Below are 26,178 nucleotides of genomic sequence, written 5' to 3'. Positions count from 1 at the left end.
CGTGCGCCTGAATCCCCCCACGGAAGAGGAGCTGCGCCGCGCCTTCGCCGAGGAACTGCGCTCGGCCCGCACCGGCGGCGGCCTGTCCACCGACACCGGCCTGGACAGCACGACCGAGGCCGCGCTCTGGGAGATCCTGCGCGCCTACCCGGACGTCCCCGCCGCGCTCGTCGAGGAGGCCGAGCGCGCGTTCGCCGGTCAGCTCGACGGCACCAACGCGGCCGCGCGCAAGGTCCGGCTCGAGGAGATGTTCGAGCAGGTCAAACGGGAAGAGGGTCAGCGGCCCTGATCACCATGCCGCGCTCGGCAGGTCGAAGGCGGTGAGGGTGGCGGTGGCGAGGTCGCGCAGCGCCGCGTGCGAGTCGATCCGCTCGGGATCGAGGCTCACCAGCGCCAGCGTGTAGGTGTGCGCGGTGCGCGACAGGTACGCCGACAGCCGGGTGCGCGGCAGGACCGTGAGCCCGGGATGGATGGCCCGCGCGGCGACCCCGGTGCAGCGATGCGGCCCGAGCCGGGACAGCGACGCGGGCAGCACGCCGATATTGGAGCACAGGATGTCCCGCTCGCCCGCGCCGCGCGAGAGCGCGTAGGCGAGCCGGTCCGGCAGCACCTGGAGGATCTCCTCGGGCAGGCCGCCGGGGCTCGACATCCGGTATTCGTATGCTGCCCGGCACTTCTCGCGAATCGAGGCGGTGGTGTCCGCGCGGGTAACGGTGATCTCGGTCATCGCCATATCGTTGTCCACCCGCGACTCTGCCCGGGTGTCGACGGGCAGGCTCGCCGCGATATCGGGGGATCGAAAACCGCTGTCCCACAGCATGTGTGACACCACCTGCACGAACAAGCTGTTCGGCGTGCCGCCCCGGGCGGCGGCCGTCAACTCCCAATCGGCGGCGGGGATCTGGAGCACCGCGCTCGGCATCGGCCCGACCGCCCGACGCGCGTCGACCGAGGGAGAACCCTTCGGCCGCTTCGGAACTCCGCTCCGCAACGCCTTCGCGGTCCCGCCCAGCACCGTCGCCCACTGCCGCCGCGCGTCCGACCAATCCGATTGCGGCGCAACCACTTCCGCGCCGCCTCGCCCGCGTAACGCCTGATCGACCGCGATCACCAACCCGCGCCCGTCCGCCAGCGCGTGCGAACACGTCAGGCTGATCAGCGACCCCTTGTCCGCCAGCCGCGCCGCCGCCAGCCGCCAACCCGGCCCGAACTCCGGATCCAGATCGAAACCCTGCGCGTCCGCCCACTCCCACAGCTCCTCCGGCCGCAGCGGTCGCGGCGCGATCACCAGCGGATACGCGCGATCATTGGCCCGCCAGTACCGTCGCGCGCCCGGCACGCCGGGCCGCACCACCCGCCGCCCCAGCGGTCCCACCCGCAGCGCGGAATGCAACTGCCGCAACAATTCCGGATGCACCCGGTCGGCGGTCCGCCACAAACCTTGCAGCGCGATCGGCGTACCCATGCCGCGGTGGGTACGCAGGAAGATCTCGTCGACGACGGTCAGCCGATTCGCCATGCCGTCATCGTGCCATCATCGGCGCGGTGGCCCCTTTCGCGGGCGATTGTCAGCGCGTTCTCGGTGACGGCACGCCAGGGGTGTGCGAACGAGCACCCGCGAGGGCTCAGGCCCGGCTGCCGTGGCGGCCCGCGCCCGAGGCGAAGCGCTGCGCACCCGCCAGGGCGCCGTCGGCGTCGGCGAGCGCGGTCATGCCGTGGCGCAGTTCGTTGCCGATCGCGGCGTCCTCGTCCAGGCCCCACTGCTCGAGCGCCGACAGTCGATCCGACCGCAGGCAGGTCTGCGGCAGGGCCGCCAGTTCCGCGGCCAACGCCTCTGCGGCAGAACGGGATTCGCCCGGCGGCACCACTCGGTTCACCAGGCCCATCTGCAACGCCTCGGGCGCGCCGACCGCGCGTCCGGTGAGGATCATGTCCATGGCCCGGCCCGCCCCGACGATCCGCGGCAGCCGCACCGTGCCGCCGTCGATGAGCGGCACGCCCCAGCGGCGGCAGAACACGCCGAAGGTGGCGTCCTGCTCGGCGACCCGCAGATCGCACCAGAGCGCCAACTCCAGCCCGCCCGCCACCGCGTACCCCGACACGGCCGCGACGACCGGTTTGGACAGCCGCATCCGGGTGGGTCCCATCGGGCCGTCGCCGTCCTCGCTCACCTGGTTGGAACGCTGCGTCCCAAGGGATTTCAGGTCCGCGCCCGCGCAGAAGGTGCCGCCCGCGCCCCACAGCACCGCCACCGCCGCGCCGGGATCGGCGTCGAATTCGCGGAACGCGTCGGCCAGGGCCGCCGCGGTCGGCCCGTCGACGGCGTTGCGCGCCTCGGGCCGGTCGAGGATGACGGTGCACACCGGGCCGGTGCGCTCGATTCGTACGCTCATGACTGCGTCCCCTTCGGACCTGATCGGCAGGACCCTGCGTGGGCTCGACCATACGACGTAAACCCACCCTTGCGTCAAGAAATGAATTCGTGCTTCACTTCTTGCGTGGCCTACCGCAGAACCCCGGCCGTCCAGGCCCGGCTCGACGCCCAGGCGGGTGTGATCACGCACGCCGCCCGCAAGGTGCTCTCGCGCGAGGGGTTTTCGGGGTTGTCCATGGCCGCGGTCGCCGCCGAGGCCGGGGTGGCCACCGGCACGGTCTACAAGAACTTCAGCGGCAAGGCCGAATTGGTCACGGCCGTGTTCCGCGACGTCGTCACCGGTGAGGTGGCGGCGGTCGCCGCGGCCGGGGCCGAGGGCGGCGCGGTCGAGCGGGTCACCGCCGCGGTGGAGACCTTCGCCGGACGCGCGCTGAAGAATCCGAAGCTGGCGTACGTGCTGCTGGCCGAGCCCGTGGACGCGGCCGTCGACGCGGAGCGGCTACGGTTCCGGCGCGCCTTCGCCGAGACCTTCGAATCCGCGGTGGCGGCCGGTGTCGCCGCCGGTGAACTACCCCCGCAGGATCCCCGGATCAGCGCCACAGCCCTGGTGGGCGCCATCGGTGAGGTCCTGGTCGGACCGCTCGCCGAGGCGTTGCAGAGCGAGGCGCTGGTCCCCGAACTGGTCGCCTTCGCGCTGCGCGCCCTGGGACTGCACGAATAGGAGCTCCGCATGCCCACCCACGAAGTGTTCAATCAGGTTCCGCCGCTGGTCCCGTTCGACTTCTCCCGCAATCCGGCGCTGCTCGAGGGCCTGCACCGCGAGGGCGCGGGGTGGGCCGAACCGGAGGTGCGCGAATTGGGCGCGCTCGCAGGCGGTTTCGAGGCGCAGGAGTGGGGGCGGCTGGCCAACGAGTACCCGCCGGTGCTGCGCACCCACGACCGGTACGGGCATCGGGTGGACGAGGTGGAGTTCCATCCGCACTGGCATCGGCTGATGGAAGTCGCGGTGGCGCACGGTCTGCACGGTTCGCCCTGGGTCGACGACCGTCCCGGCGCGCACGTCGCCCGCGCCGCCAAGTTCTACACCTGGGGCTTCGCCGACGCGGGCCACATGTGCCCGATCTCCATGACCTACGCGGTGATTCCGGCGCTGCGGCACAACCGCGAGTTGTCGCAGCGGTTCGAACCGCTGTTGGCCTCGCGCGTCTACGATTACGGCCTGCGCGAGCCCTCGACCAAGGCCGGGCTCATCGCGGGCATGTCGATGACCGAGAAGCAGGGCGGCTCCGACGTGCGGGCCAACACCACCACGGCCACCCCGCGCCCCGACGGCAGCTACCGGATCGTGGGCCACAAGTGGTTCACCTCCGCGCCCATGTCGGACATGTTCCTCACCCTCGCGCAGGCCCCGGGCGGGCTGTCGTGCTTCCTGCTGCCGCGGGTGCTGCCGGACGGCACGCGCAATTCCCTTCGGCTGCAACGGCTCAAGGACAAGCTGGGCAACAAGTCCAACGCCTCCTCGGAGATCGAGTACGAGGACGCGGTGGGCTGGCTGGTCGGCGCGGAGGGCGCGGGGGTGAAGACCATCATCGAGATGGTCAACATGACCCGCCTGGACTGCGTCATCGGATCGGCCACCGGAATGCGGGCCGGGGTGGTCCACGCCGTGCACCATGCGCGGCATCGCAAGGCGTTCGGGGCGGCGCTGATCGATCAGCCCGGCATGCGCAACGTCCTCGCCGACCTGGTGCTCGAATCCGAGGCGGCGACCACGGTCATGATGCGCCTGGCCGGGGCCACCGACCGCGCCTCGACCGATCCCGCGGAGGCCGCGCTGCGCCGCATCGCCCTGGCCGTCACCAAGTACTGGGTGTGCAAGCGGGCGCCGATGCACGCGGCCGAGGCGCTGGAATGCTTCGGCGGCAACGGGTATGTCGAGGAGTCGGGTATGCCCCGGCTGTATCGGGAGGCCCCGCTCATGTCGATCTGGGAGGGTTCGGGCAATGTCGCGGCCCTGGACGCCCTGCGCGCCATGGGCCGTCAGCCCGAGACCGTCGAGGCGTACTTCACCGAGGTCTCCCTCGCCCGCGGCGCCAACCACCACCTCGACGACGCCATCGACCGGATCGGCAAGGAACTCACCGATCTCACCGATATCGAATACCGCGCCCGGCGGGTGGTCGAGCTGATGGCGCTGGTGCTCCAGGGCGCTCAACTGGTCCGGCACGGCCACGCCGCCGTCGCGGACGCGTTCTGCGCCAGCCGTTTCGGCGGCGACTGGGGCATCGCCTTCGGCACGCTGCCGGTGGGCGTGGATACGGACGCGATCCTGGAGCGGGCGTTCGTGTAGGGCCCTCGGGCCGGACCGGTGAGCAAGCACACGCTTCCCGTGCGGGCGGGGCGGGGGTTGTATCGAGGTATGGCGAGTACAACGACGTACCGGGAGTTTCTGGCGATGCCGCGGGAGCGGCGGGCGGGGATCGAGCCGGACGAGGGGGCGCTGCGGGTCGTCATCGCGGGCGGCGCCGGGGCGCTGGGACGCAATATCGCGGCGGATCTGACCTGCCGCGGGCATGCGGTCACCATCCTGACGCGGCGGGTGGATCCGAATCTGCCCTTCCCGCAAGTGGTCTGGGACGGGCGTGGGCTCGGGGACTGGGTGCAGACCTTGCGCGAACCCGGCCCGGTGGCGGTGGTGAATCTCGCGGGTAAGCTCGTCGACTGCCGGCCCACCGAACGGAATATCGCCGAATTGCGTTCCAGCCGAGTCGATCCCACGGCCGCCCTGGTGGCCGCGTCGCACACCCTGGACCGGCCCGTCGAGCGCTGGGTCCAGGCGAGTACGACGGCCATCTGGTCCGACGCGGGCGAAACCCGGTGCACCGAAACGACTCCGCTGCCCGTCGGGCTGCCGCAGATGACGGGGGTCGCCGAGCCCTGGGAACGGGCATCGGAGGGAGCGAACGCGACACACCGGATCGTGCCGCGCACCTCGATCGTCCTGGACCCCGACGCGCCCGCGCTGAAACGTCTCGTCCAGCTCACGAGAGCCGGGCTGGGCGGCCGAATCGGCCGGGGCGAGCAGTGGTTCAGCTGGATCCACCTCGCGGACTGGCTCACCCTCGTCGGGGCCGCCCTCGGACTGGAACCCGAGGTGCGCCTCCCCGACGGAATCCTCGTCGCCGCGACCGATCACCCCGTGCGCAACCGGGAACTCATGGCGGCCCTGCGCCGCCACCTGCGTCGCCCACCCGCGCCACCGACGCCGGTCGGAGTGCTGCGACTCGGCGCGGTGCTGTTGCGCTCCGATCCGGCGCTGGGGCTCACCGGCCGCCATACCTCGGAGATATTGCCCAGCAGCGGTTTCCGCTTCCGCTACCCGACGCTGGACGAGGCGCTCACCGAGCTGCTGGGCGGCGCGGTCAGCGGTTCGCGCGGTACCAGCGGATGAGGGCGTCGGTGGACGAATCCGATTGGGGGGCGGGGTCTTCGGCGGAGGTGAGCAGCGGCTCCAGCTCCAGGGCCTGTTGCTTGCCCAGCTCCACACCCCACTGATCGAAGCTGTCGATGCCCCAGATCGTGCCCTCCACGAACACCTGATGTTCGTACAGCGCGATCAGCTGACCCACCACCGAGGGAGTGAGCAGCGGCGCGAGAATCGTTGTGCTGGGGCGATTTCCGGGCATGACCTTGTGCGGCACCAATTCCGGCGCGGTGCCCTCGGCGGCGATCTCCTCGGCGGACTTGCCGAAGGCGAGCACCTTGGTCTGCGCGAACAGATTGCTCATCAGCACGTCGTGCATGCTGCCCGTGCCGTCGCGGGTCGCGAGATCGTCGGTGGGACGGGCGAATCCGATGAAGTCGGCGGGGATCAGGCGGGTGCCCTGGTGCAGCAGCTGATAGAAGGCGTGCTGGCCGTTGGTGCCGGGCTCACCCCAGAAGATCTCGCCCGTCGACGTGGTCACCGGGGTGCCGTCCGCGCGCACCGACTTGCCGTTGGACTCCATCGTCAACTGCTGCAGGTACGCGGGGAAACGCGCCAGATCGTTCGAATACGGCAGGACCACACGGGATTCCGCGCCGAAGAAGTTCGAATACCAGACGCCGAGCAGCCCCAGCAGCACCGGCGCGTTCGCGGCCAGCGGCGCGGTGCGGAAGTGCTCGTCGACGGCGTGCATTCCGGCCAGGAACTCCGCGAAGCGCTCCTTGCCGATGGTCGCCATCACCGACAGGCCGATCGCCGAATCCACCGAATAGCGGCCGCCGACCCAGTCCCAGAAGCCGAACATATTGGCGGTGTCGATGCCGAACTCCGACACCCGCTCGGCATTGGTGGACACCGCGACGAAATGCTTGGCGACCGCGTCCTCACCGAGCGCGGCGGTCAGCCAGCGCCGCGCGGCGGTCGCGTTGGTGAGCGTCTCCAGCGTCGAAAACGTCTTGGACGCAACGATGAACAGCGTGGTCGCTGGATTGAGGCCGTCGAGTTTCGCGATCAGATCCGCGGGGTCGATATTGGATACGAACCGCGCCGCGACGCCCGCGTCGGCGTAGTGCCGCAACGCCTGATGCACCATGACCGGACCCAGATCCGAACCGCCGATGCCGATGTTGACCACCGTGTGGATGCGCTCGCCGGTCGCGCCCCGCCACTCGCCGGACCGCAGCGCGTCGGTGAACTCGCCCATCCGGCGCAGCACCTCGTGCACCTCGGCGCCCGCGTCCGCGCCGTCGATGGTCATCGACTCGCCCGGTGGCAGGCGCAGCGCGACATGGCCGACCGCGCGGTCCTCGGAGGTGTTGATGTGCGCGCCCGCGAACATGGCGTCCCGGCGGCCCGCGACATCGGCCGCCTCCGCCAATTGCACCAGCAGATCGAGGGTTTCGCGGGTGACGCGGTGCTTGCTGTAGTCGATGTGCAGATCCGCCACCCGCAGGGTCAGCTCGCGGCCGCGGTCGGGATCGTCGGCGAACAGATCGCGCAGATGGCGCTCGGCCACGGCCGAATGATGATCGTGCAGTTTCCGCCAGGCCGCCGTCGCGGTGATGTCGCTGCTCACGTGTGCCGAGATTACCGTGGGCGGCGCTCGTGTGCAGCCACCCGCGCGCCGCGGTCCGGCCTAGGCTGGATTCATGGTGTCCGAAACCGAACTCCTCGCATCCGTTCCCACGCAGCTCTGGATCGGCGGGCCGGTGGCCGCCACCGGCGGCGCCACCTTCCCGGTCGAGAATCCGGCCACCGGCGAACCGCTCACCCACGTCGCCGACGCCACGCCCGAGGACGCCGTGCGCGCCCTGGACGCGGCCGTGGCGGTGCAGCAGCAGTGGGCCGCCACGCCCGCCCGCGAACGCGGGGAGATCCTGCGCGCGGTCTACGAGGCCATCGTCGCGCGCACCGAGGAGTTCGCGCTGCTGATGACCCTCGAGATGGGCAAGGCGCTGCCGGAGAGCCGCAACGAGGTCCGTTACGGTGCCGAGTTCTTCCGCTGGTTCTCCGAGGAGGCCGTGCGCGTGCACGGCCGCTACCAGACCGCGCCCACCGGCACCGGCCGCATCGTGGTGCACAAGCAGCCGGTCGGGCCGTGCCTGGCCATCACCCCGTGGAACTTCCCGCTGGCCATGGGAACTCGCAAGATCGGCCCGGCCCTGGCCGCGGGCTGCACGATGATCGTCAAACCCGCCTCGGCCACCCCGCTGACCATGCTCTACCTGGCGAAGCTGTGTTCCGAGGCCGGACTGCCCGACGGCGTGCTGTCGGTGATCACCAGCAGCCGGTCCTCGGCGGTGACCGAACCGCTGCTCGAGGATTCGCGGCTGCGCAAACTCACCTTCACCGGTTCGACCGCGGTCGGCAAGAAGCTGGTGGAGAAGTCGGCGAACAAGCTGCTGCGCACCTCGATGGAACTCGGCGGCAACGCGCCGTTCGTGGTGTTCGACGACGCCGACATCGACGCGGCCGTCGAGGGCGCGATGCTGGCCAAACTGCGCAACGGCGGCGAGGCGTGCACCGCGGCCAACCGCTTCCACGTGCACAACGCGGTCCGCGCGGAGTTCACCGAGAAGTTCGCCGCGGCCATGCGCAAGGTGCGCCTCGGCGCGGGCGCGGACCCGGAGACGACGCTCGGCCCGCTGATCAACGACGAACAGCTCAGCACGGTCACCGAACTCGTCGACGACGCCGTCGGCAAGGGCGCCACCGCGCGCCTCGGCGGCAAGGCCGAGAGCGGGCCCGGGTACTTCTACCCGGCGACCATCCTCACCGACGTGCCCGCCGACGCGCGCATCCTGCGCGAGGAGGTGTTCGGCCCGGTCGCTCCCATCGTCGGGTTCGACACCGAGGAGGAGGGCCTGGCCGCCGCCAACGACACCGAATTCGGTTTGGTCGCATACATTTACACCCGCGACCTGAACCGCGCCCTGCGCGTCGCCGAGGGACTCGAGAGCGGCATGGTCGGCGTCAATCGCGGTGTGATCTCCGATCCGGCCGCGCCCTTCGGCGGGGTCAAGGAGTCCGGGTTCGGGCGCGAGGGCGGCTTCGAGGGCATCGAGGAGTACCTGTCCACGAAGTACATCGCCCTCCAGTGAGACGAAAAGGGGCCGCCCCGGGGTCGGAACACCCGGGGCGGCCTCGAGGTCGCGCCGCTCGATGAACGCCGCGTGGTCTGTGGGTCGGTCAGTGACCGAGTCGGCCGCGGCCCAGCCGCAGCAGCAGCATGGCCAGCGTGTGGCCTTCCTGGCCCAGTTCGCTGAAGCGCTCCAGCACCTTCATCTCGCGGGAGTGAACCAGGCGGGGGCCGCCGTTGGCCATGCGGGTGCGGCCGATCATGCGGGAAATCTCGGTGCGCCGCTTGATGGCGGCGAGGATCTCTGCGTCGAGCCGGTCGATTTCCTTGCGGAGCTTGTCGATCTCCGCCTCGCTGCTGGGCAGCGCGGAATCCGACCCGGTCGCGGTCGTAGAGGTGCTCATACTTTCTCTCCTCGTGTCAGAAACTCGATCGGCAGGCGGCCCCGACCCGTTACCGATCGGTTCTTTCACCGTGAATCAGACCCGGTGGGCCTTTCATTGTCCCCCGACGATTGTGCACTCAGGTGCACGATCGGTGATCAAGATTGCCAGTAACCGCCCCGATTGCAGAGGTCGCGTGAGCGCTGGTCATGTGGCCAGTCTGCCACGGGGTCCAAACGAAGCAAAACATTTTCAGTTGAGAGGCGGCTGAGAACGAGCCGGGACTACATCCGTGTCGGTGCCCGCCGGTAGCGTTGATGGGCGATGGATACCACGGTGGCTGACAGGGCACGCGGCGCACGCGCGCGCGACAAGGGGCGAGACGACCGGGACGGCGAGAGCGCGGCCGAGCGCCTGCTGGCGGGGCTCAACCCGCAGCAGCGGGCCGCCGTCCTGCACACGGGTTCCCCGCTGCTGATCGTGGCGGGCGCGGGCTCGGGCAAGACGGCCGTGCTGACCCGTCGCATCGCCTACCTGCTGGACGCGCGCGGGGTCACCCCCGGGCAGATCCTGGCCATCACGTTCACCAACAAGGCCGCGGCCGAGATGCGCGAGCGCGTCGCCGGTCTGGTCGGCCCGCGCGCGGCCGCCATGTGGGTGTCGACCTTCCACTCCAGCTGCGTGCGCATCCTGCGCACCCAGGCCGCCCTGCTGCCCGGCCTGAACTCCAACTTCTCCATCTACGACGCCGACGACTCCCGTCGCCTGCTGGCCATGGTCGGCCGCGATCTGGATCTGGACGCCAAGAAGTACTCGCCGCGCCTGCTGGCCACCGCCATCTCCAATCTCAAGAACGAGCTCATCGATCCCGAAACCGCCACGGCGGACGCGGAATCCGACGAGTCCGAACTGCCCCGCATCGTCGCGCAGGTCTACACCGAGTACCAGCGGCGGCTGCGCGCGGCCAACGCCCTGGACTTCGACGATCTGATCGGCGAGACGGTCGCGCTGTTGCAGAACCACCCCCAGGTCGCCGAGTACTACCGCCGCCGCTTCCGGCACGTCCTGGTCGACGAGTACCAGGACACCAACCACGCGCAGTACGTGCTCGTGCGCGAACTGGTGGGCCACCACGCGGCCCTCGACGACACCGACGCGGGCGCGGCCGCGGCCGATCCGGAGTTCACCCCGGCCGGGCGCGAGGCGGTGCCGCCGAGCGAGCTGTGCGTGGTGGGCGACGCCGACCAGTCCATCTACGCCTTCCGCGGCGCGACCATCCGCAACATCGAGGAGTTCGAGCGCGACTTCCCGGACGCGGAAATCATTCTGCTGGAACAGAATTACCGCTCCACCCAGCACATCCTGTCCGCGGCCAACGCGCTGATCTCGCGCAACGAGGGCCGCCGGGAGAAGAAGCTGTGGACCGACGCGGGCGAGGGCGATCTGATCGTCGGCTACGTCGCCGACAACGAGCACGACGAGGCGTCGTTCGTGGCCCGCGAGATCGACCGGCTGGTCGACCAGGGCGACTACAACTACGGCGATGTGGCGGTGTTCTACCGCACCAACAACAACTCCCGCGCGCTGGAGGAGATCTTCATCCGAATGGGGCTGCCGTACAAGGTGGTCGGCGGGGTGCGCTTCTACGAGCGCAAGGAGGTCCGCGACATCGTGGCCTACCTGCGCGTGCTGGAGAATCCGGACGACGCGGTGAGCCTGCGCCGCATCCTGAACACACCGCGCCGCGGCATCGGCGACCGCGCCGAGGCGTGCGTGGCCGTGCACGCCGAACAGCGCGGCGTCGGCTTCGCCCAGGCCCTGCGGGAGGCCGCGGACGGCAAGGTCGCGTTGCTGAACACCCGTGCGCAGCGGGCGATCTCGGGCTTCCTGGACCTGCTCGACGAGATCCGCGCGGCGGGCGTGCAGGAGGATCTGGAGTTCCCGGACGTGGGTTCGGTGGTGGAGGCCGTGCTGGACAAGACCGGCTACCGGCTGGAGCTGGAGTCCTCCGACGATCCGCAGGACGGCGCGCGACTGGACAACCTCAACGAATTGGTCAGCGTCGCACGGGAATTCAGCTCCGAGGCGCGCAACAACGTGGAGGCCGCGCGCGCCGAGGGACTGGTGCCCGAGGTCGGCGAGGGCGAGCCGGAGCCGGGGTCGCTGGCGGCGTTCCTGGAGCGGGTGTCGCTGGTGGCCGACACCGATCAGATCCCCGACGAGGGCGCGGGCGTGGTCACGCTGATGACCCTGCACACGGCCAAGGGCCTGGAGTTCCCGGTGGTGTTCGTGACCGGCTGGGAGGACGGGCAGTTCCCGCACATGCGCGCGCTCGGCGATCCGGCCGAACTGGCCGAGGAGCGCCGCCTCGCCTACGTGGGCATCACCCGCGCCCGGCGGCGGCTGTATCTCACCCGCGCGGTGGTCCGCTCCGGCTGGGGGCAGCCGGTGTCGAACCCGGAATCGCGCTTCCTGCAAGAGATTCCGGGCCACCTGGTGGATTGGCAGCGGCTCGAACCCGCGAATTCGCCCCAGGCGCGCGGCTTCCGGCGCCGCGGCGAGGACGAGGGCCTCGAGCGCGACTGGACCCGCGGCGACGGCTGGTCCGATCAGCGCCCCGGCCTGCGCGGCGACCGCGGCCCCCGCCGCCCCGCCCCGGGCGGCGCGGGCAAGCGCAACAACACGGATCTCGTACTGGCCGTGGGCGACCGGGTCAGCGACGACAAGTACGGCCTGGGCCGGGTGATCGCGGCCGAGGGCTTCGGCTCCCTCGCCACGGTGACCATCGACTTCGGCACAGCCGGAAAGATCCGCCTGATCCCCCAGTACAGCCGGACGCTGGTGAAGCTGTAGCGCCGAGGGCCCCGGGGAGCGTGCGCTCGGGGCCCGGCTTCAGTTGAGTGCGAGGCGCACTCAGTCCCGTTCGGGGCCCAACGAGATGCCGCGGGAGGCGAGCCAGGGGAGGGGGTCGATCTTGTCGCTGCCGTTGAGCCAGACCTCGAAGTGGCAGTGGGGGCCGGTGGAGAAGCCGCGGTTGCCGACGGTGGCGATCTGGTCGCCCGCCATGACGCGTTGGCCGACGGAGACCGTGGTGGTGTCGACGTGGCCGTAGACGGTGATGGTGCCGTCGTCGTGGCGCAGCCGCACCCACATGCCGAAGCCGGAGGCGGGCCCGGCGTCGATGACCGTGCCGTCCTCGACCGCGTAGATCGGGGTGCCGATGGGGGCGGCGATGTCGACGCCGAGATGCTGCACGCCCCACCGGCTGCCGAAGCCCGAGGTGAATGTGCCATTGGCGAATTTGGAGAACAGCGGCCGCAGCTTGGCGGCCTCCTGGGCGGCGAGTTCGGCGGCGTACTGCTGGCCGTGGGCCAGGATGTCCTGGAACTGGCTCAGGTCCGCGACCGGGGCCGCGTTGAGGATCTGGGGGGAGGCCGAGGTGCCCGGGGCGTCGGTGCTGACGGCCTGGGCGGCGATCTCGTGCACCTGCCCGGCGGCCTCGTAGTCGGCGGTGGCGGTGTGCTGCTTCTCGCCCGAGGCCATTCCGGCCTGTCCGGCGGCGACGACCGCGCCCGCGGCGACGGCCACGACGGCCGCGCGACCCTTGAGGGCGGCCGGGGGAGCGGGCATGCGATGGGCGCCGGGGCGCCGGGGGGTGGACCGATCGGGGCGCGAATCCCGTTGCGGCCAGGCGTCTTTCAGCCGGGCCAGGGTGAACGGGCGGCCCGGGTCGGGGTGGTCGTCGTGGTCGTCGTCCGCGTCGTGGGAATCCCAGGCGTCCCACTGGTCGTCGGTCTCGCCCGCGTCCCAGGAGTTCTCGACCGAATCCCACTGGCCGGTGTCCACGTCGTTCCAGTCGCGGGCGTCGGACTGCCGCCACGCGTCGGCCGGATCGGGTTGCGGCGGGGCGTATCCGCCGAAGGAGCCCGCGTCGCCGAAGTACGGATGGGTGCCGAAGGTATCGCTCTCCGGTCGATAACGTCCGGCCGACTGCGCGCGATGACTGTGCTGGAAAGGACTGCTGCTCATCGCTGATGTTCCGGTTCGCGCGGGGAACGAATGGACGACGGGGCAATCGACGACAGAGATGAGCGGCTCGCCACCTGCGGAGCGCTGTGCTGCAACAAGCCTGCCGTCCCTCCTTAGTCCCCGACCTCGAGGTCGTGACCGTGTTGTGACATCGACCGCATCGACGGTAACGAAACGATTGCAACCGGGCAAGCGCTGCGGCCGTTCTGTCCAAACATGTGAGATTGATCACGGTAACAGCGCGGAATACGGATCTGTGCTGCCGGGTAATCCACGACGCATCGCCGTCGGCGATTCCCCCCGAAAATACTCGCGCGCCCGCTCGCTCGCCGCTCGCCCGGAAGCTACTCGCGAGTAGGCTTGGCCAGGGGTTTTGGCGACCGGATGCGGGGTCGTGACCTGCGCCACTTAGGCTGTATGCGGCTGATTTCGCCTCACTGTGACTGGTTAGAGTCCGACCCGAGCCCCCTCCGACGACGGGCCACCAACAAAGTCGTTGTCACAACAACGCAGACGAGACGGTGAGTACATGGATCTCTTCGAATATCAGGCGAAGGAGCTCTTCGTGAAGCACGGAGTGCCTTCGTCGGAAGGCCGGGTCACGGACTCGGCCGAGGACGCCCGTGCGATCGCGACCGAAATCGGTAAGCCTGTGATGATCAAGTCGCAGGTCAAGGTCGGTGGCCGCGGCAAGGCCGGTGGCGTCAAGTACGCCGCGACCCCGGAGGACGCCTTCACGCACGCGTCCAACATCCTGGGCCTGGACATCAAGGGCCACATCACCAAGAAGATCCTGGTCGCCGAGGCGAAGGACATCGCCGAGGAGTACTACATCTCCTTCCTGCTCGATCGCGCCAACCGCACCTACCTGGCCATGTGCTCGGTCGAGGGCGGTATGGAGATCGAAGAGGTCGCCGCCACCAAGCCGGACCGGCTGGCCAAGGTTCCCGTCGACGCGGTCGAGGGCGTGGATCTGGCGTTCGCCCGGTCCATCGCCGAGCAGGGCCATCTGCCCGCCGACGTGCTGGACGCCGCCGCGGTGACCATCCAGAAGCTGTGGGAGGTCTTCGTCAACGAGGACGCCACCCTGGTCGAGGTCAACCCGCTGGTCCGCACCCCCGAGAACGAGATCCTGGCCCTCGACGGCAAGGTCACCCTGGACGAGAACGCCTCGTTCCGGCACCCCGATCACGCCGAGTTCGCGGACCGCGACGCCACCGATCCGCTGGAGCTCAAGGCCAAGGAGAACGACCTCAACTACGTCAAGCTCGACGGCGAGGTCGGCATCATCGGCAACGGCGCGGGCCTGGTCATGTCGACCCTGGACGTCGTCGCCTACGCGGGCGAGAACCACAACGGCGTCAAGCCCGCCAACTTCCTGGACATCGGCGGCGGCGCGTCGGCCGAGGTGATGGCCAACGGTCTGGACGTCATCCTGAACGACGCGCAGGTCAAGAGCGTGTTCGTGAACGTGTTCGGCGGTATCACCGCGTGTGACGCCGTGGCCAACGGCATCGTGAAGGCCCTGGAGATCCTGGGCGACGAGGCCAACAAGCCGCTGGTGGTCCGGCTCGACGGCAACCGCGTCGAGGAGGGCCGCAAGATTCTCGCCGACGCCAACCACCCGCTGGTGACGCTGGCGCAGACAATGGACGAAGGCGCCGACAAGGCCGCCGAGCTGGCTGCGGCCAAGTAAGGAACATTCCGAAATGTCTATCTTCCTGAACAAGGACTCCAAGGTCATCGTCCAGGGCATCACCGGCGGCGAGGGCACCAAGCACACCGCGCTGATGCTGAAGGCGGGCACCCAGGTCGTCGGCGGCGTGAACGCGCGCAAGGCCGGGACCACCGTCTCGCACGTCGCCAAGGACGGCAGCGACGTCGAATTGCCCGTGTTCGCTTCGGTTTCCGAGGCGATCGAGAAGACCGGCGCCGACGTGTCGATCGTCTTCGTGCCGCCGAAGTTCGCCAAGGACGCCATCATCGAGGCCATCGACGCGGAGATCCCGCTGCTCGTGGTCATCACCGAGGGAATCCCGGTGCAGGACACCGCCTTCGCGTGGGCCTACAACGTGGAGAAGGGCAACAAGACCCGCATCATCGGCCCGAACTGCCCCGGCATCATCACCCCCGGCGAGTCGCTGGTCGGCATCACCCCGGCCAACATCACCGGCAAGGGCCCGATCGGCCTGGTGTCCAAGTCCGGCACGCTGACCTACCAGATGATGTACGAGCTGCGCGATTTCGGCTTCTCGACCTCCATCGGCATCGGCGGCGACCCGGTCATCGGCACCACCCACATCGACGCCATCGAGGCGTTCGAGAAGGACCCCGAGACCAAGCTGATCGTCATGATCGGTGAGATCGGCGGCGACGCCGAGGAGCGGGCCGCGGCCTACATCAAGGCCAATGTCACCAAGCCGGTCGTCGGCTACGTCGCGGGCTTCACCGCCCCCGAGGGCAAGACCATGGGCCACGCGGGCGCCATCGTCTCCGGCTCCTCGGGCACCGCCGCGGCCAAGAAGGACGCGCTCGAGGCCGCGGGCGTCAAGGTCGGCAAGACGCCGTCCGAGACCGCCGCCCTCGCGCGGGAGATCCTCGAAAAGGCCGCGGTCAACGCGTAATTCGCCGATGTCGTGAGAGAAGAAGGCCGCCTCCGTCGGAGGCGGCCTTCGCCGTCGTGGGCGTTCCGGCGGACCATCAGGGCGCCGGGAACAAGTGGCACAATCCCAGCGTCCGCACGACCGTGCAGAAGACTTCGGAAAGATCCATGGCTACCTCCATTCCTCTCGACCGCATCACGACGCGGACGGCGGACGGGTTCACCGGGTTCGCGCAATCGTGACCGGAACGCCCGAGTGCAGTAGCGTCGAGAGGGCATCCAGCCGTGTAGACCATGAAGGACTCGTTAGGAGACGACGCCATGTCTTACCCGACCGGGGGCTCCGGGTACAACGCACCCAACTCGACGCCCTCGTCCGCGCCCAATTACGGTTCCGGCGCTGGATCCGCGCCCGCGAGCCCGAGCGCCGCGAGTGCCGCGAGTGGCCCGAGTGCCAAGGGCCTGCCGTTCTATCTGACCGTCGGCGTCGCCGCGCTGGGCGTCATCAACTTCCTGCTGGGCTTCACCGCGTACGCGACGTTCAAGCCGGGCGACGGCGGCTCACTGGGCCTGCGCATTCCGGAGACCACCGCCAACTTCTTCAAGGCCGGAGGGATCTCCCCGCTGCTGGCGCTGCTGCTGCTCGGCGGCCTGCTCGCCGGGCTGTCGCTGCTGCCCAAGCAGAACTGGGTGGGCGCGGCCGCGGCGGCGGCCGGTGCGGGCTTCCTCGGCCTGCTGTTCCAGTCGCTCAGCCTCGGTGACGGGTACAGCCTGGCCTGGGGCGCCTGGGTCGTGCTGTTCCTGAGCCTGGTCCAGACCGCGGCGGCCGTGGTCGCGGTGCTGTTCGAGTCGGGCGTGCTCAGCCCGCCCGCGCCCAAGCCCGCCGCCGCGCAGAGCGGATTCGGCGCGCAGAGCGGCGGTTTCGGCCAGCAGTCCTACGGCCAGCAGCAGAGCCAGCCCGCCCAGCAGCAGTTCGGCCAGGGCCAGCAGACCCCGGCGGCCTACGGTCAGTACGGCCAGCAGCCCGGCTACGGGCAGCAGGCGGCGGGTCAGCAGTCGGCCTACGGCCAGTACGGCCAGACCCAGCAGCCGTCCTACGGCCAGCAGCAGTACGGGCAGCAGCAGTACGGCCAGACCCAGCAGTACGGGCAGACCCAGCAGCCGTCCTACGGTCAGACCGGCCCGCAGGCGTACGGCCAGCAGCAACAACAACAACAGCAGCAGCAGCGGCCGCAGCAGCAGCCCGCGGGTGACGAGAGCGCCACGCAGCACTTCGGCGCGACCCAGTCGGGCCAGCAGTACGGCACCCCGTCTTACGGCCAGTCCGCCCAGCCCGGTCAGCCGGGTCAGGGCCAGGCGCAGAGCGGGCAGGCGAGCCCGTTCGGCGGCGAGCAGAACGCCAACCCGGCCGCGGACGCCACCAAGGCGTTCCGCCCCGAGGACGACAAGTAATCGCTGACGTCGGCGAGTCGGGCGCGGCCTTCGCGGCGCGCCTGACTCGCCGACGCGCGTCGACCTGTCACCCTGAATGACCGTGGGCGAGCGCGGGACCGGAGGGAGGGCCGCATGAGGTCGTCGATGGTCGGATGGGACGAATCCGGGCAGCGGCGGGCGGACCCCGAGCGGGAACCGCGACCCCCCGAGGACAATCTGTTCCTCTCCCTCACCCCCGAGCGGGCCAAGGTCCTGCTCATCGTCGCCGCGCGCACCTCGAGTTTCACCGTCGTGGCCATCGTCGCGCTGGTGCTCGTGACGCTGTTCGCCGCGGGCAGCGGACTCACCGGCGCCTCCGGCGCGATCGCCGCGTCCTGGCTTGCGGTACACCAGGTTCCGGTGGTCATCGGCTCGACCACGCTCGGCGTGCTGCCGCTGCTGCCGACGGGCCTGGTGGTCTGGTTCGCCGCGCGGGACTGCGCGCGGGCGGTGGAACCGAACTCGTCGCGCATCGATCTCGGCTGGATCGTCGGCGCGGCGCTGTCCGGACCCTTCCTGATCACCGCGGTGTGTCTGGCCGTGGCCGAGGACGCCGCCTCGGTGGTGGCGCTGCGGCCGCCGAACACGTTGGCGGCCTTCGGCTGGGTGATCGGGCTGCATCTGTTCGCGGCGGTGGCGGGCATCCTGTCCCGGCGGCCGGAACTCGTCACGCCGTATCTGCCCGGCTGGGTGCTGCCGGGCGCGCGCGCGGCCGTGCGGGCGGTGCAGCGGCTGCTGTTCGCCGGGACCGTGCTGACCCTGATCTCGTTTCTCGCGCACTGGTCGCGGATCGGTGAAACCTACAGTGCCGCAGGCAATTTCGCGGGTGTCGCCGGGCTGACCGCGCTCTCGCTGGCGTATCTGCCCAATGTCGTGATCGACGCGACGAGCGTGCTGCTCGGCGCGGACGTCCATCTCGGGGTGGGCTCGCTGAGCCTGTTCTCCGTTGCGGGCGCGCCCATTCCGGCCCTGCCCATCCTGGTCTCGGTGCCCGCCGGGCCCGCCGCCGCGTGGTGGCCGGTGCTGCTGGTGATTCCGGCGGCGGTCGGCGCGCTGGCCGGATCGGACTGCGCCCGCGACTCCGGCGACGGAATCCGCACGCCCTGGTCGACGCTCACCGCGGCGGGACTGTCCGCGCTGGCCGTGGCGCTGCTCGGCGTGGTGGCCGGGGGCGCGGCCGGATCCTTCGGCGACCTCGGGCCCGGGGTGTGGCTCTCGGCGGGGCTCACCCTGGTCTGGCTGGTCCTCGCCGGATATCTCGGCCTGCTCGCGGCGCGCTGGTTCCCGGCCCGGCCCCGGGCGCGGCGCGCGGCGCCCGAACCCGTCTACGAGGACGAGGACGACGAGTACGTCGAGGACGCCCACAACGACTACGACGACTACCCCGAGGACGGCTACACCTACGAACCCGACCGCGACGGGTCGATCGTCGACGGCGAGGTGATCGAGGAACCGCCCGCGCTCGTCTCCCCGGCCGCCGCGAAGGCCGCCGAGAACACCGAGATCCTGGACGCGGAAGTGGTGGAGCCGGACCTGCCGGACGGTCGCCGAACCGACGGTCGTTAGGCTTTCATACGGCGGCCCGCGCCGGCCGCCGTCTTCCCACCCCGCCGCACACAGGGAGTAGAGCGCTGACGACCTCGCCCGCCCAGTTGGTGCCGCCGACCGCGCCCGCCTCCGTCGTCGTGCTCGCCTCGGGCACCGGATCGCTGCTGCGCGCGCTGATCGAGGCGACCCGCGCGGCGGACTACCCGGCCCGCGTCGTGGCGGTCGGCGTCGACCGCGCCTGTGCCGCAACCGAACACGCGGCGGCCGCGGACATCCCCTGGTTCCGGGTGGCGCTCGGCGAGCACGCCGACCGGGCCGCCTGGGACGTCGCGCTCACCGAGGCCGTCGCCGCGCACGCGCCGGATCTGGTGGTCTCGGCGGGCTTCATGAAGATCCTCGGTCCGGCGTTCCTGCACCGCTTCGGCGGTCGCATCCTCAACACCCATCCCGCGCTGCTGCCGTCCTTCCCGGGCGCGCACGCGGTGCGGGACGCGCTCGCCTACGGCGTGCGGGTGAGCGGTTCGACCGTGCATCTGGTCGACGGGGGCGTCGACACCGGACCGATCCTCGCGCAGGAGGCGGTGCCGGTGCGGCCCGACGACGACGAGGCGGCGCTGCACGAGCGGATCAAGGTCGTCGAACGACGGCTGCTGGCGGAGGTCGTCGCGGCCGTCGCCACCCGAGGCATTGTCTCCGATGGACGAAAGGCAGTTATCCCAGATGAGCGAGTTCTCCGGTGAGTGAGCGCAAGCCGATCCGCAGGGCGCTGGTCAGCGTCTACGACAAGACGGGCCTGGTCGAGCTGGCCACCGGGCTGCACGCCGCGGGCGTGGAGCTGGTGTCGACCGGTTCGACCGCGGGCCGCATCGCCGACGCGGGCATCCCGGTGACCAAGGTGGAGGACCTCACCGGCTTCCCGGAGACCCTCGACGGCCGGGTGAAGACCCTGCATCCGCGGGTGCACGCGGGCATCCTGGCCGATCTGCGCAAGCCCGAACACGCCGAGCAGCTGACCGAACTGGGTGTGGCCGCCTTCGAGCTGGTGGTGGTCAACCTCTACCCGTTCACCGCGACCGTCGCCAGCGGCGCGACCCCGGACGAATGCGTCGAGCAGATCGATATCGGCGGCCCGTCCATGGTCCGCGCCGCGGCCAAGAACCACCCGTCGGTCGCGGTGGTCGTCGACACCGGCGACTACGACGACGTGCTGACCGCGGCGAAGTCCGGCGGCTTCACCCTGGCGGAGCGAACGGCCCTGGCCGCCAAGGCTTTCCAGCACACCGCGAGCTACGACGTGGCGGTGGCGAGCTGGATGACCAACGTCCTCGCCGCCGATCCCGAAGCGGGACAGGCGTTTCCGGCCTGGCTCGGCGGCACCTGGACCCAGGAGTCGGTGCTGCGCTACGGCGAGAATCCGCACCAGGCGGCCGCGCTGTACCTGAACGAGTCCGGCGAGCCGGGCCTGGCGCAGGCGAAACAGTTGCACGGCAAGGAGATGTCGTACAACAACTACACCGACGCCGACGCGGCGTGGCGGGCCGCCTGGGATCACAGCGCGCCCGCGGTGGCGATCATCAAGCACGCCAACCCCTGTGGCATCGCGATCGGCGCGGACATCGCCGAGGCGCACCGCAAGGCGCATGCCTGCGATCCGGTCAGCGCCTTCGGCGGCGTCATCGCTGCCAATCGCGAGGTGACCGTGGAGCTGGCCGAACAGGTCGCCGAGATCTTCACCGAGGTGATCGTCGCCCCCCGCTACGCCGACGGGGCGGTGGAAGTGTTGCAGCGCAAGAAGAATGTGCGCATCCTCGTCGCCACGCCCCCGCGTCGCGGCGGCGCCGAACTGCGCCCGATCAGCGGCGGCGCGCTGTTGCAGCAGACCGATATCGTCGACGCCGTGGGCGACGATCCGGTGAACTGGACCCTGGTGTCCGGCGACGCCGTGGATACGGCCACCCTCGCCGATCTCGAATTCGCTTGGCGCGCATGCCGTGCCGTGAAGTCGAACGCGATCCTGCTCGCCCACGACGGCGCGTCGGTGGGGGTCGGCATGGGACAGGTGAACCGGGTCGACGCCGTCCATCTGGCGGTGCTGCGGGCCGGTGACCGGGCCAAGGGGTCGGTGGCGGCCTCGGACGCCTACTTCCCGTTCCCGGACGGTCCGCAGCAGCTGATCGCCGCGGGCGTGAAAGCCATTGTGCAGCCGGGTGGTTCGGTGCGTGACCAGTTGACGATCGACGCCTGCCGGGAGGCCGGGGTGGCGATGTATCTCACGGGAGCGCGGCACTTCGCGCACTGAGGCGGGCGGGCGAGGAGCCCTGCGCGGCATGTGAACTCCGCGCAGGGGCCTCGTCATCCAGGCGCCGGGCCCTAGCCATCCCGACTCCCAGGTTTCGTCAGTCACCTCGGCCGGTACGCCGGGGACTACCGACCAGGGAAACTATCACCTTCGCGAACCGCGCGAGTCAGGCGCGATGGCTATAACGCCAGTCCGGCGACGTTGTGTGACGTACGTCACTGTGAAAGGTGTGTGTTTGGCGTATTCACCTGGCGCTGAGCACCTTTCGATCGCCCAGGGGTTTCTTCAGGGGTACCTCGAGGGTGCCGAACACGGCGATCATGGTGCACATCCGCCCGGCCGCCTCGGGCAGCGTGCCCTCGCGCAGTTCGATGGTCACCGTGCTGTCGGTCTCGGTGGTGCTCGCGTCCACGCCGTAGCACTCCGGCGAGCCGACCTGGAAATTGATCGCGACGCGATTGCGGTCGGCGGCGATCCGCGTCCAGCTGTCGAACGGGACGGGGTGCGCGTTCACGATCGCCGGATTCGCGGTGAAGACGCGGCCGGGTTCCGGGGTGGTCTGCTCGGTGGGCGTGCTCGGGGCGGCGGACGGCCCCGCGCTCGTACCGCCTTGGCCCCCACCGTCGTTCGATCCGCCACAGCCCGCGGCGAGCAGCGTGAGCAGGGTGGCGACGGTGGCGGCGGCGCGCCGCGATCCCGGGATCGGCTTCATGCCTCGTCACCCTAGTGGCTCGCCGACGCGGCCCGGCGGCCCGTCCGGCTACCGGCTGGTGAACGGCAGCAGCGCCATCTCGCGGGCGTTCTTCACCGCGACGGCGACCTGCCGCTGCTGCTGCGGGGTGAGGCCGGTGACGCGGCGGCTGCGGATCTTGCCGCGGTCTGAGATGAACGTGCGCAGCAGGTTCACGTCCTTGTAGTCGACGGTCTCGACACCGGCGGCGATCAAGGGGTTCTTCTTCGGGCGGCGCGCCTGCTCGGCACGGACCTTCTTCGACGGTGCTCGCTTCACGGCCATGTCGGTTCCTTATCGTTCACGAGTATCTGCGGAGGTCTACCAACTCGATTTGTGCACACCGGGAAGCTCCCCTCGATGGGCCAGCTCACGAACCCGGACCCGGGAGAGACCGAACTTTCGGAGATGCCCGCGGGGGCGTCCATCCGTGGCGTCCCGATTGCGCAATCGTACCGGACTGGCATCGCGCGGCAGCCGTTGCAGGGCGAGCTGCGCCGCCGCGCGCTGGTCGTCGGGCGTGGTCGGCTTGCGGAGGAGTTCCTTCAGTTCCGCGCGGCGCTCGGCGTAGCGGGCGACCACGACCCTGCGGTGCTCGTTGCGGTGGATCTTGGACTTCTTGGCCATCAGCGCTCCTCGCGGAAGTCGACGTGCCGGCGCACGACCGGATCGTATTTGCGCAGGATCATGCGGTCGGGGTCGTTGCGGCGGTTCTTGCGGGTGACGTAGGTGTAGCCGGTGCCCGCGGTGGAGCGGAGTTTGATCAGCGGTCGAATCTCGTTGCGCGCCATCAGAGTTTCTCCCCGCGGGCACGCAGCCGGGCCACGACCGCCTCGATCCCGTCGCGGTCGATGGTCTTGATGCCCTTGGCCGAGACGGTCAGCGTGACGCGGCGGCCCTCGCTGGGCAGGTAGTAGGTCTTGCGTTGGATGTTCGGATTCCAGCGGCGATTGGTTCGGCGATGCGAATGCGATACGGACTTGCCGAAACCCGGCGCGCGCCCGGTGACCTGGCAGTGGGCCGACACGGTACCTCCTCTAGATGACAATCGTTTTCGACAACGGCTCCTCGACACTGTAGCGTGAGCGCCGAGGTAAATGAAAACCATTGTCGAAAGGGGTTCCGGTGATGTCTCGACCCGACCGCCGCACACCCGTCGTGCTGCTGGCCGGACTGCCGGGCCACGCCGCGGCCGGGGTCGACCAGTTGGCGCGGGCGCTGCGGGACGCGCCCGGCACCGTGGTCGTCCGGCACGAGCTGACGGACCTTCATGAGGGGATCGTCCGTCGCACCGTGTCCGAGGGCGGCCGGGACGTGACGACCGTGCACGAACTGGCGCACGGCTGTGTGTCGTGCACGCTGCGCGCGGATCTGCTCCCGCTGCTGTGCCTGCTGGCGGCGCGGAAGTCCGTGTGGCGCATCGTGATCGCGCTCGATCCGGCGTTCGAGGCCGAGGCCGTCTGTCACGCGATCGCGACGATCCCGGTCGCCGGGGTGATCGGGCGGGTGGACGGTCCGGCCGGGCGCGATGTGCGCGTCGAGGCGGTGCTGACCTGTTTGGACGGGCGCGCTTGGCTGGCCGACGCGCTCAGCAACGACGCGCTGGCCGATCGCGGCCTCGCCGACGCGGACGACGAGCGGACCGTCGCGCAGCTGGCCGTCGGACAGGTCGAGATCGCCGACGCCGCGATCGTGCTGGCCGCGGACGAACTCACCGAGTACGACCACACCCGGCTCGCCGCCGTGCTCACCCGCTTGCTCCCGCGCGCCCCGGTGGCATGGGTCGGCGACCCGAACGAGTTGGGCCGCAACGAGTTCGACGCGCTGCTGGCACTGGTGCCGCCGGACGCGCGCCGCGGTCGCGTGCTCGACGCGCACGCCCCGCTGCTGCGCGGACAGCCGCCGCTGGACACCGACTCCGGTGTGACGCTGTTCGAATTCGCGGCGGCGCGGCCCTTCCATCCCGAGCGGCTGCACGAGGCGCTCGACGTCCTGTTCGACGGCGTGGTGACCGCGCGCGGCCGGATCTGGCTGGCGACCCAGCCCGATGAGGTGGTCTGGCTCGAGTCCGCGGGCGGCGGCCTGCGGGTCGGCGGGGCGGGCCGGTGGCTCGCGGCCATGGATGCGGAACAGGTGCGCCGGGCCGACCCCGAGCGACGGGCGCTGGCCGCGCTGCGCTGGGACGAGCACTTCGGCGACCGCGACATCTCGCTGTCGATCCTGACCTGCGACGCCGATCCGGACGAGATCCGGCGGGCGCTGCACTGGGCGCTGGTCGACGACGCCGAACTGCTGCTCGTGCGCGGCGCGCCGGAGCTGGTGGCGGCCTGGCCCGACCCGTTCGGTGACTGGCACGAAGACCCTTGCGACACAACCGAATCCAGCGCCGCCTCAGCCGCTGAGCGGCGCGCGAACGAAAGGTAGGACGGTGCGTTCCGGCATTCATCCCGACTATCACCCCGTCGTGTTCGAGGACTCGAGCACCGGCAAGCGGTTCCTCACCCGGTCCACCGCGACCTCGGATCGGACCGTGGCGTGGTCCGACGGCAACAGCTATCCGCTGATCACCGTGGACGTCACGGCCGACTCGCATCCGTTCTGGACCGGGGCGCATCGCGTGCTCGACACCCAGGGCCGGGTCGAGAAGTTCGAGCGGAAATACGGCGGACGCGTTCGCGCACGGGCGAATTCGGCCGCCCGGAAGCAGGGCTGAACCGTGGCGGTGCCGAAGCGGCGCATGTCGCGCGCCAATACCCGCAGCCGCCGGGCCAATTGGAAGGCGACGCCGCCGGACCTGGTTCCGATCACCGTCGACGGGGTGGTGCGGCGCGTGCCGCGGCGACTGATCGCGGCGGTGCGGCGGGGGCTCATCGATCCCGGGAAACTGTAGCGAGGGATGTGCTGGGCGGGGCAGGCTCGGACGGGTCGCCGGCCCGACGTGCCCGGCGACTCGTTCGGCGCATTTGTCCGCTCCAAGCGACCGATGAGCTACTCGGACATGATCATCGACGTGGGGCGATGAAACCCGTTGCGGTAGCAGTGGAATAGCTGCCTGGTGAATTACCTACTGGCGGTTGGTTTCTCGGCAACGAAAAAGTCCACTCGAAGTGATGAAATCGTGTCCCGGCGGCGGTACTCTCGTCGGCGAGGGCGGGTTCTTCCGAACCTTCGGAAGAACCCGCTCATCGCCACTCCGGCGCTCGCTCGGCTATCTCCCCACCTCGCCGCCCCGGCCCGGTCGCGGCAACTCGTCCAGCAGTGCCTCGATGCGGTTCAGTCCGTCGGTGACGGCCGTGGCCGGACCGCTCAGCAGCGACAGCGGCCAGGGCCAGTGATGCTGCGACAACCGCTCCACCTGCTTGCTCAACTCGGCGGTGGTGGCCTCCAGATCGCTTATCTCCGTGCGCAATTCGCTGATCTGCGCCAGCGCCGCCGCCAGCCCGTCCACCACCGTGCGATTGTGCCCCGCGGCGTCCGTGCCGAGCTGCGGCCATCCGGCCAGGCCGGGCCCGCGCAGTTGGGTCTGGACATCGCGCAGGATCGCGTCCTGTTCCGGGGTCACGTCCGAATCCTCCCTCTCGATGACATCCCATTGGCCGAAGTCCTCGGCCTCGGCCTTGTTCACATCGCACACCACGCCCGCGACCAGCACCTGTTGTCCGGTTTGCGAGAGTTGCCGCCGCGGTTCGAGATTGCCGCCCGACCAGGCGACCGTCTGCCAGGCCCACCGCGCGGTGCCCGCGTCCAAGGCCCGGCTCACCGGCCAATATCCGCCGTAGATCCCCACATTCGCGCGGCCCAGCACGCTCGCGGCCCCGTCCAGATAGGCGTTGATCGCGGCCTGCTGCTCGGCGGTGGCGTCGAAGTCGGCGGAGAAGTAGATCGGGCGGTCCGGACCGCCGCCGCAGCGCAACACCTGCTCGAGTCCGGCGCGGGCGTCGGTCACCCCGGCCGGGTAGCCATCGAGCATGCGGGTCGCCGTGGTCTCCCAGGTCGCCGCGATCGACACCCCGTGCGCGCGCAGATCGGCGGCCTCCTCGGGGGTCAGCTGCTTGCCCGGCAGCGTCGGTCCGCCGGGCGTGAGATAGCGGACGACGAAGTCGTAGCCCGCGGCTCGGATGGCACTGCCGCCGGGGCGGGCCGCGGCGTAGTCCAGGCCGAAACGCATGGTTCCCAC

The 26,178-nt window shown here is 70.2% G+C and carries 26 protein-coding genes; 15 read left to right on the top strand and 11 right to left on the bottom strand.

All coding sequences use genetic code 11. The features are described from left to right. Nucleotide 1: 1 nt before the first annotated feature. Nucleotides 2–289 carry a hypothetical protein gene (locus tag ACWDSJ_RS08140; RefSeq protein WP_450030158.1) on the top strand — a complete coding sequence of 96 codons (288 nt, stop codon included), beginning with the start codon at nt 2–4 and terminating at the stop codon, nt 287–289. Here ACWDSJ_RS08140 and ACWDSJ_RS08135 read toward each other — a convergent pair whose 3' ends face one another. Both ACWDSJ_RS08135 and ACWDSJ_RS08130 read right to left on the bottom strand, forming a co-directional pair. Continuing rightward, nucleotides 290–1,519: a hypothetical protein gene (locus ACWDSJ_RS08135; protein WP_450030156.1), complete on the bottom strand. Its 1,230-nt coding sequence runs from the start codon at nt 1,517–1,519 to the stop codon at nt 290–292. It abuts the gene before it with no gap. A 106-nt stretch (nt 1,520–1,625) separates the two neighbouring features. After that, complete coding sequence (locus ACWDSJ_RS08130; RefSeq protein ID WP_450030154.1) at nt 1,626–2,393, bottom strand: crotonase/enoyl-CoA hydratase family protein; 768 nt, start codon at nt 2,391–2,393, stop codon at nt 1,626–1,628. A gap of 105 nt (nt 2,394–2,498) precedes the next feature. Between ACWDSJ_RS08130 and ACWDSJ_RS08125 the strand changes: the two genes are divergently transcribed. From ACWDSJ_RS08125 to ACWDSJ_RS08115, 3 genes are all read left to right on the top strand, one after another. Beyond that, nucleotides 2,499–3,095 carry a TetR/AcrR family transcriptional regulator gene (locus tag ACWDSJ_RS08125; protein ID WP_387359843.1) on the top strand — a complete coding sequence of 199 codons (597 nt, stop codon included), beginning with the start codon at nt 2,499–2,501 and terminating at the stop codon, nt 3,093–3,095. Between the two features lie 9 nt (nt 3,096–3,104). Continuing rightward, nucleotides 3,105–4,724 (top strand): acyl-CoA dehydrogenase family protein, encoded by a 1,620-nt coding sequence (locus ACWDSJ_RS08120; RefSeq protein WP_450030152.1) that lies wholly within the window; start codon nt 3,105–3,107, stop codon nt 4,722–4,724. 69 nt (nt 4,725–4,793) lie between these two features. Beyond that, the gene (locus ACWDSJ_RS08115; protein WP_450030150.1) at nt 4,794–5,825 is read left to right on the top strand and encodes an epimerase; all 1,032 of its coding nucleotides are present in this window, start codon (nt 4,794–4,796) and stop codon (nt 5,823–5,825) included. Here the strand turns inward: ACWDSJ_RS08115 and pgi are convergent. After that, nucleotides 5,797–7,434, bottom strand: a complete 1,638-nt coding sequence (pgi, locus tag ACWDSJ_RS08110; protein WP_450030148.1) for a glucose-6-phosphate isomerase — start codon at nt 7,432–7,434, stop codon at nt 5,797–5,799. The genes ACWDSJ_RS08115 and pgi overlap by 29 nt on opposite strands. 73 nt (nt 7,435–7,507) lie before the next feature. Here pgi and ACWDSJ_RS08105 point away from each other — a divergent pair, with 73 nt between their 5' ends. Further along, complete coding sequence (locus ACWDSJ_RS08105; protein WP_450030146.1) at nt 7,508–8,959, top strand: NAD-dependent succinate-semialdehyde dehydrogenase; 1,452 nt, start codon at nt 7,508–7,510, stop codon at nt 8,957–8,959. A gap of 88 nt (nt 8,960–9,047) precedes the next feature. Here the strand turns inward: ACWDSJ_RS08105 and ACWDSJ_RS08100 are convergent, their stop codons facing one another. After that, nucleotides 9,048–9,341 carry a chorismate mutase gene (locus tag ACWDSJ_RS08100; protein WP_387359853.1) on the bottom strand — a complete coding sequence of 98 codons (294 nt, stop codon included), beginning with the start codon at nt 9,339–9,341 and terminating at the stop codon, nt 9,048–9,050. Between the two features lie 303 nt (nt 9,342–9,644). On the opposite strand from ACWDSJ_RS08100, the gene pcrA reads away from it, so the two are divergent. After that, nucleotides 9,645–12,173 (top strand): DNA helicase PcrA, encoded by a 2,529-nt coding sequence (gene pcrA / locus ACWDSJ_RS08095; RefSeq protein ID WP_450030143.1) that lies wholly within the window; start codon nt 9,645–9,647, stop codon nt 12,171–12,173. A 60-nt stretch (nt 12,174–12,233) separates the two neighbouring features. On the opposite strand, the gene ACWDSJ_RS08090 is transcribed toward pcrA, so the two are convergent. Then, complete coding sequence (locus ACWDSJ_RS08090) at nt 12,234–13,349, bottom strand: M23 family metallopeptidase (protein WP_450030141.1); 1,116 nt, start codon at nt 13,347–13,349, stop codon at nt 12,234–12,236. A 529-nt stretch (nt 13,350–13,878) separates the two neighbouring features. On the opposite strand from ACWDSJ_RS08090, the gene sucC reads away from it, so the two are divergent. From sucC to purH, 6 genes are all read left to right on the top strand, one after another. Continuing rightward, a complete protein-coding gene (sucC, locus tag ACWDSJ_RS08085; protein ID WP_450030139.1) occupies nt 13,879–15,045 on the top strand; it encodes an ADP-forming succinate--CoA ligase subunit beta in 1,167 nt (388 codons plus the stop codon). A 13-nt stretch (nt 15,046–15,058) separates the two neighbouring features. Continuing rightward, complete coding sequence (gene sucD, locus ACWDSJ_RS08080; protein WP_450030137.1) at nt 15,059–15,973, top strand: succinate--CoA ligase subunit alpha; 915 nt, start codon at nt 15,059–15,061, stop codon at nt 15,971–15,973. Between the two features lie 299 nt (nt 15,974–16,272). After that, entirely contained in the window at nt 16,273–17,403 is a 1,131-nt protein-coding gene (locus ACWDSJ_RS08075; RefSeq protein ID WP_450030135.1) for a DUF5336 domain-containing protein, read from the top strand. Nucleotides 17,404–17,517: 114 nt separating this feature from the next. Then, a complete protein-coding gene (locus ACWDSJ_RS08070) occupies nt 17,518–18,990 on the top strand; it encodes a cell division protein PerM (RefSeq protein ID WP_450030134.1) in 1,473 nt (490 codons plus the stop codon). An 89-nt stretch (nt 18,991–19,079) separates the two neighbouring features. Then, nucleotides 19,080–19,712 carry a phosphoribosylglycinamide formyltransferase gene (purN, locus tag ACWDSJ_RS08065; protein WP_450030422.1) on the top strand — a complete coding sequence of 211 codons (633 nt, stop codon included), beginning with the start codon at nt 19,080–19,082 and terminating at the stop codon, nt 19,710–19,712. Beyond that, on the top strand, nt 19,709–21,271 hold the full coding sequence (gene purH, locus ACWDSJ_RS08060; protein WP_450030132.1) for a bifunctional phosphoribosylaminoimidazolecarboxamide formyltransferase/IMP cyclohydrolase: 1,563 nt from the start codon (nt 19,709–19,711) through the stop codon (nt 21,269–21,271). Before purN ends, purH begins: the two co-directional genes overlap by 4 nt. A 244-nt stretch (nt 21,272–21,515) precedes the next feature. On the opposite strand, the gene ACWDSJ_RS08055 is transcribed toward purH, so the two are convergent. The 5 genes from ACWDSJ_RS08055 to rpmB are packed head-to-tail and all read right to left on the bottom strand — an operon-like array spanning nt 21,516 to nt 23,028. Then, the gene (locus tag ACWDSJ_RS08055) at nt 21,516–21,983 is read right to left on the bottom strand and encodes a hypothetical protein (RefSeq protein WP_450030130.1); all 468 of its coding nucleotides are present in this window, start codon (nt 21,981–21,983) and stop codon (nt 21,516–21,518) included. Nucleotides 21,984–22,031: 48 nt separating this feature from the next. After that, the gene (gene rpsR, locus ACWDSJ_RS08050; protein WP_040695439.1) at nt 22,032–22,286 is read right to left on the bottom strand and encodes a 30S ribosomal protein S18; all 255 of its coding nucleotides are present in this window, start codon (nt 22,284–22,286) and stop codon (nt 22,032–22,034) included. 36 nt (nt 22,287–22,322) lie between these two features. Further along, a complete protein-coding gene (gene rpsN / locus ACWDSJ_RS08045) occupies nt 22,323–22,628 on the bottom strand; it encodes a 30S ribosomal protein S14 (protein ID WP_450030128.1) in 306 nt (101 codons plus the stop codon). After that, entirely contained in the window at nt 22,628–22,792 is a 165-nt protein-coding gene (gene rpmG, locus ACWDSJ_RS08040) for a 50S ribosomal protein L33 (protein ID WP_450030126.1), read from the bottom strand. The genes rpsN and rpmG overlap by 1 nt, the downstream gene beginning before the upstream one ends. Next, nucleotides 22,792–23,028, bottom strand: a complete 237-nt coding sequence (gene rpmB / locus ACWDSJ_RS08035) for a 50S ribosomal protein L28 (protein ID WP_450030124.1) — start codon at nt 23,026–23,028, stop codon at nt 22,792–22,794. The genes rpmG and rpmB overlap by 1 nt, the downstream gene beginning before the upstream one ends. Nucleotides 23,029–23,129: 101 nt before the next feature. Between rpmB and mrf the strand changes: the two genes are divergently transcribed. From mrf to rpmF, 3 genes are read left to right on the top strand one after another with little or no spacing between them, the layout of a single operon-like run. After that, nucleotides 23,130–24,425 carry a ribosome hibernation factor-recruiting GTPase MRF gene (mrf, locus tag ACWDSJ_RS08030; RefSeq protein WP_450030122.1) on the top strand — a complete coding sequence of 432 codons (1,296 nt, stop codon included), beginning with the start codon at nt 23,130–23,132 and terminating at the stop codon, nt 24,423–24,425. 4 nt (nt 24,426–24,429) lie between these two features. Further along, on the top strand, nt 24,430–24,714 hold the full coding sequence (locus ACWDSJ_RS08025; protein ID WP_450030120.1) for a type B 50S ribosomal protein L31: 285 nt from the start codon (nt 24,430–24,432) through the stop codon (nt 24,712–24,714). A 3-nt stretch (nt 24,715–24,717) separates the two neighbouring features. Further along, entirely contained in the window at nt 24,718–24,891 is a 174-nt protein-coding gene (rpmF, locus tag ACWDSJ_RS08020) for a 50S ribosomal protein L32 (RefSeq protein WP_450030118.1), read from the top strand. Nucleotides 24,892–25,209: 318 nt separating this feature from the next. Here the strand turns inward: rpmF and ACWDSJ_RS08015 are convergent, their stop codons facing one another. After that, complete coding sequence (locus ACWDSJ_RS08015; protein WP_450030117.1) at nt 25,210–26,169, bottom strand: DUF1906 domain-containing protein; 960 nt, start codon at nt 26,167–26,169, stop codon at nt 25,210–25,212. Nucleotides 26,170–26,178: the final 9 nt, after the last annotated feature.

The sequence above is a fragment of the Nocardia sp. NPDC003482 genome (genome assembly GCF_053588115.1).
Note: the sequence above shows the minus strand (reverse complement) of the source record. Positions and strands in the feature narration are given on the sequence as shown.

Coding starts and splice junctions, on each gene's coding strand:
- ACWDSJ_RS08090 (WP_450030141.1), bottom strand. CDS start 13,349: ATGAGCAGCAGTCCTTTCCAGCACAGTCATCGCGCGCAGTCGGCCGGA.
- mrf (WP_450030122.1), top strand. CDS start 23,130: ATGTCTCGACCCGACCGCCGCACACCCGTCGTGCTGCTGGCCGGACTG.
- rpsR (WP_040695439.1), bottom strand. CDS start 22,286: ATGGCCGTGAAGCGAGCACCGTCGAAGAAGGTCCGTGCCGAGCAGGCG.
- ACWDSJ_RS08015 (WP_450030117.1), bottom strand. CDS start 26,169: ATGCGTTTCGGCCTGGACTACGCCGCGGCCCGCCCCGGCGGCAGTGCC.
- ACWDSJ_RS08135 (WP_450030156.1), bottom strand. CDS start 1,519: ATGGCGAATCGGCTGACCGTCGTCGACGAGATCTTCCTGCGTACCCAC.
- rpmG (WP_450030126.1), bottom strand. CDS start 22,792: ATGGCGCGCAACGAGATTCGACCGCTGATCAAACTCCGCTCCACCGCG.
- ACWDSJ_RS08105 (WP_450030146.1), top strand. CDS start 7,508: ATGGTGTCCGAAACCGAACTCCTCGCATCCGTTCCCACGCAGCTCTGG.
- ACWDSJ_RS08055 (WP_450030130.1), bottom strand. CDS start 21,983: ATGAAGCCGATCCCGGGATCGCGGCGCGCCGCCGCCACCGTCGCCACC.
- ACWDSJ_RS08115 (WP_450030150.1), top strand. CDS start 4,794: ATGGCGAGTACAACGACGTACCGGGAGTTTCTGGCGATGCCGCGGGAG.
- ACWDSJ_RS08120 (WP_450030152.1), top strand. CDS start 3,105: ATGCCCACCCACGAAGTGTTCAATCAGGTTCCGCCGCTGGTCCCGTTC.
- ACWDSJ_RS08075 (WP_450030135.1), top strand. CDS start 16,273: ATGTCTTACCCGACCGGGGGCTCCGGGTACAACGCACCCAACTCGACG.
- sucD (WP_450030137.1), top strand. CDS start 15,059: ATGTCTATCTTCCTGAACAAGGACTCCAAGGTCATCGTCCAGGGCATC.
- ACWDSJ_RS08100 (WP_387359853.1), bottom strand. CDS start 9,341: ATGAGCACCTCTACGACCGCGACCGGGTCGGATTCCGCGCTGCCCAGC.
- ACWDSJ_RS08070 (WP_450030134.1), top strand. CDS start 17,518: ATGAGGTCGTCGATGGTCGGATGGGACGAATCCGGGCAGCGGCGGGCG.
- sucC (WP_450030139.1), top strand. CDS start 13,879: ATGGATCTCTTCGAATATCAGGCGAAGGAGCTCTTCGTGAAGCACGGA.
- rpsN (WP_450030128.1), bottom strand. CDS start 22,628: ATGGCCAAGAAGTCCAAGATCCACCGCAACGAGCACCGCAGGGTCGTG.
- pcrA (WP_450030143.1), top strand. CDS start 9,645: ATGGATACCACGGTGGCTGACAGGGCACGCGGCGCACGCGCGCGCGAC.
- ACWDSJ_RS08130 (WP_450030154.1), bottom strand. CDS start 2,393: ATGAGCGTACGAATCGAGCGCACCGGCCCGGTGTGCACCGTCATCCTC.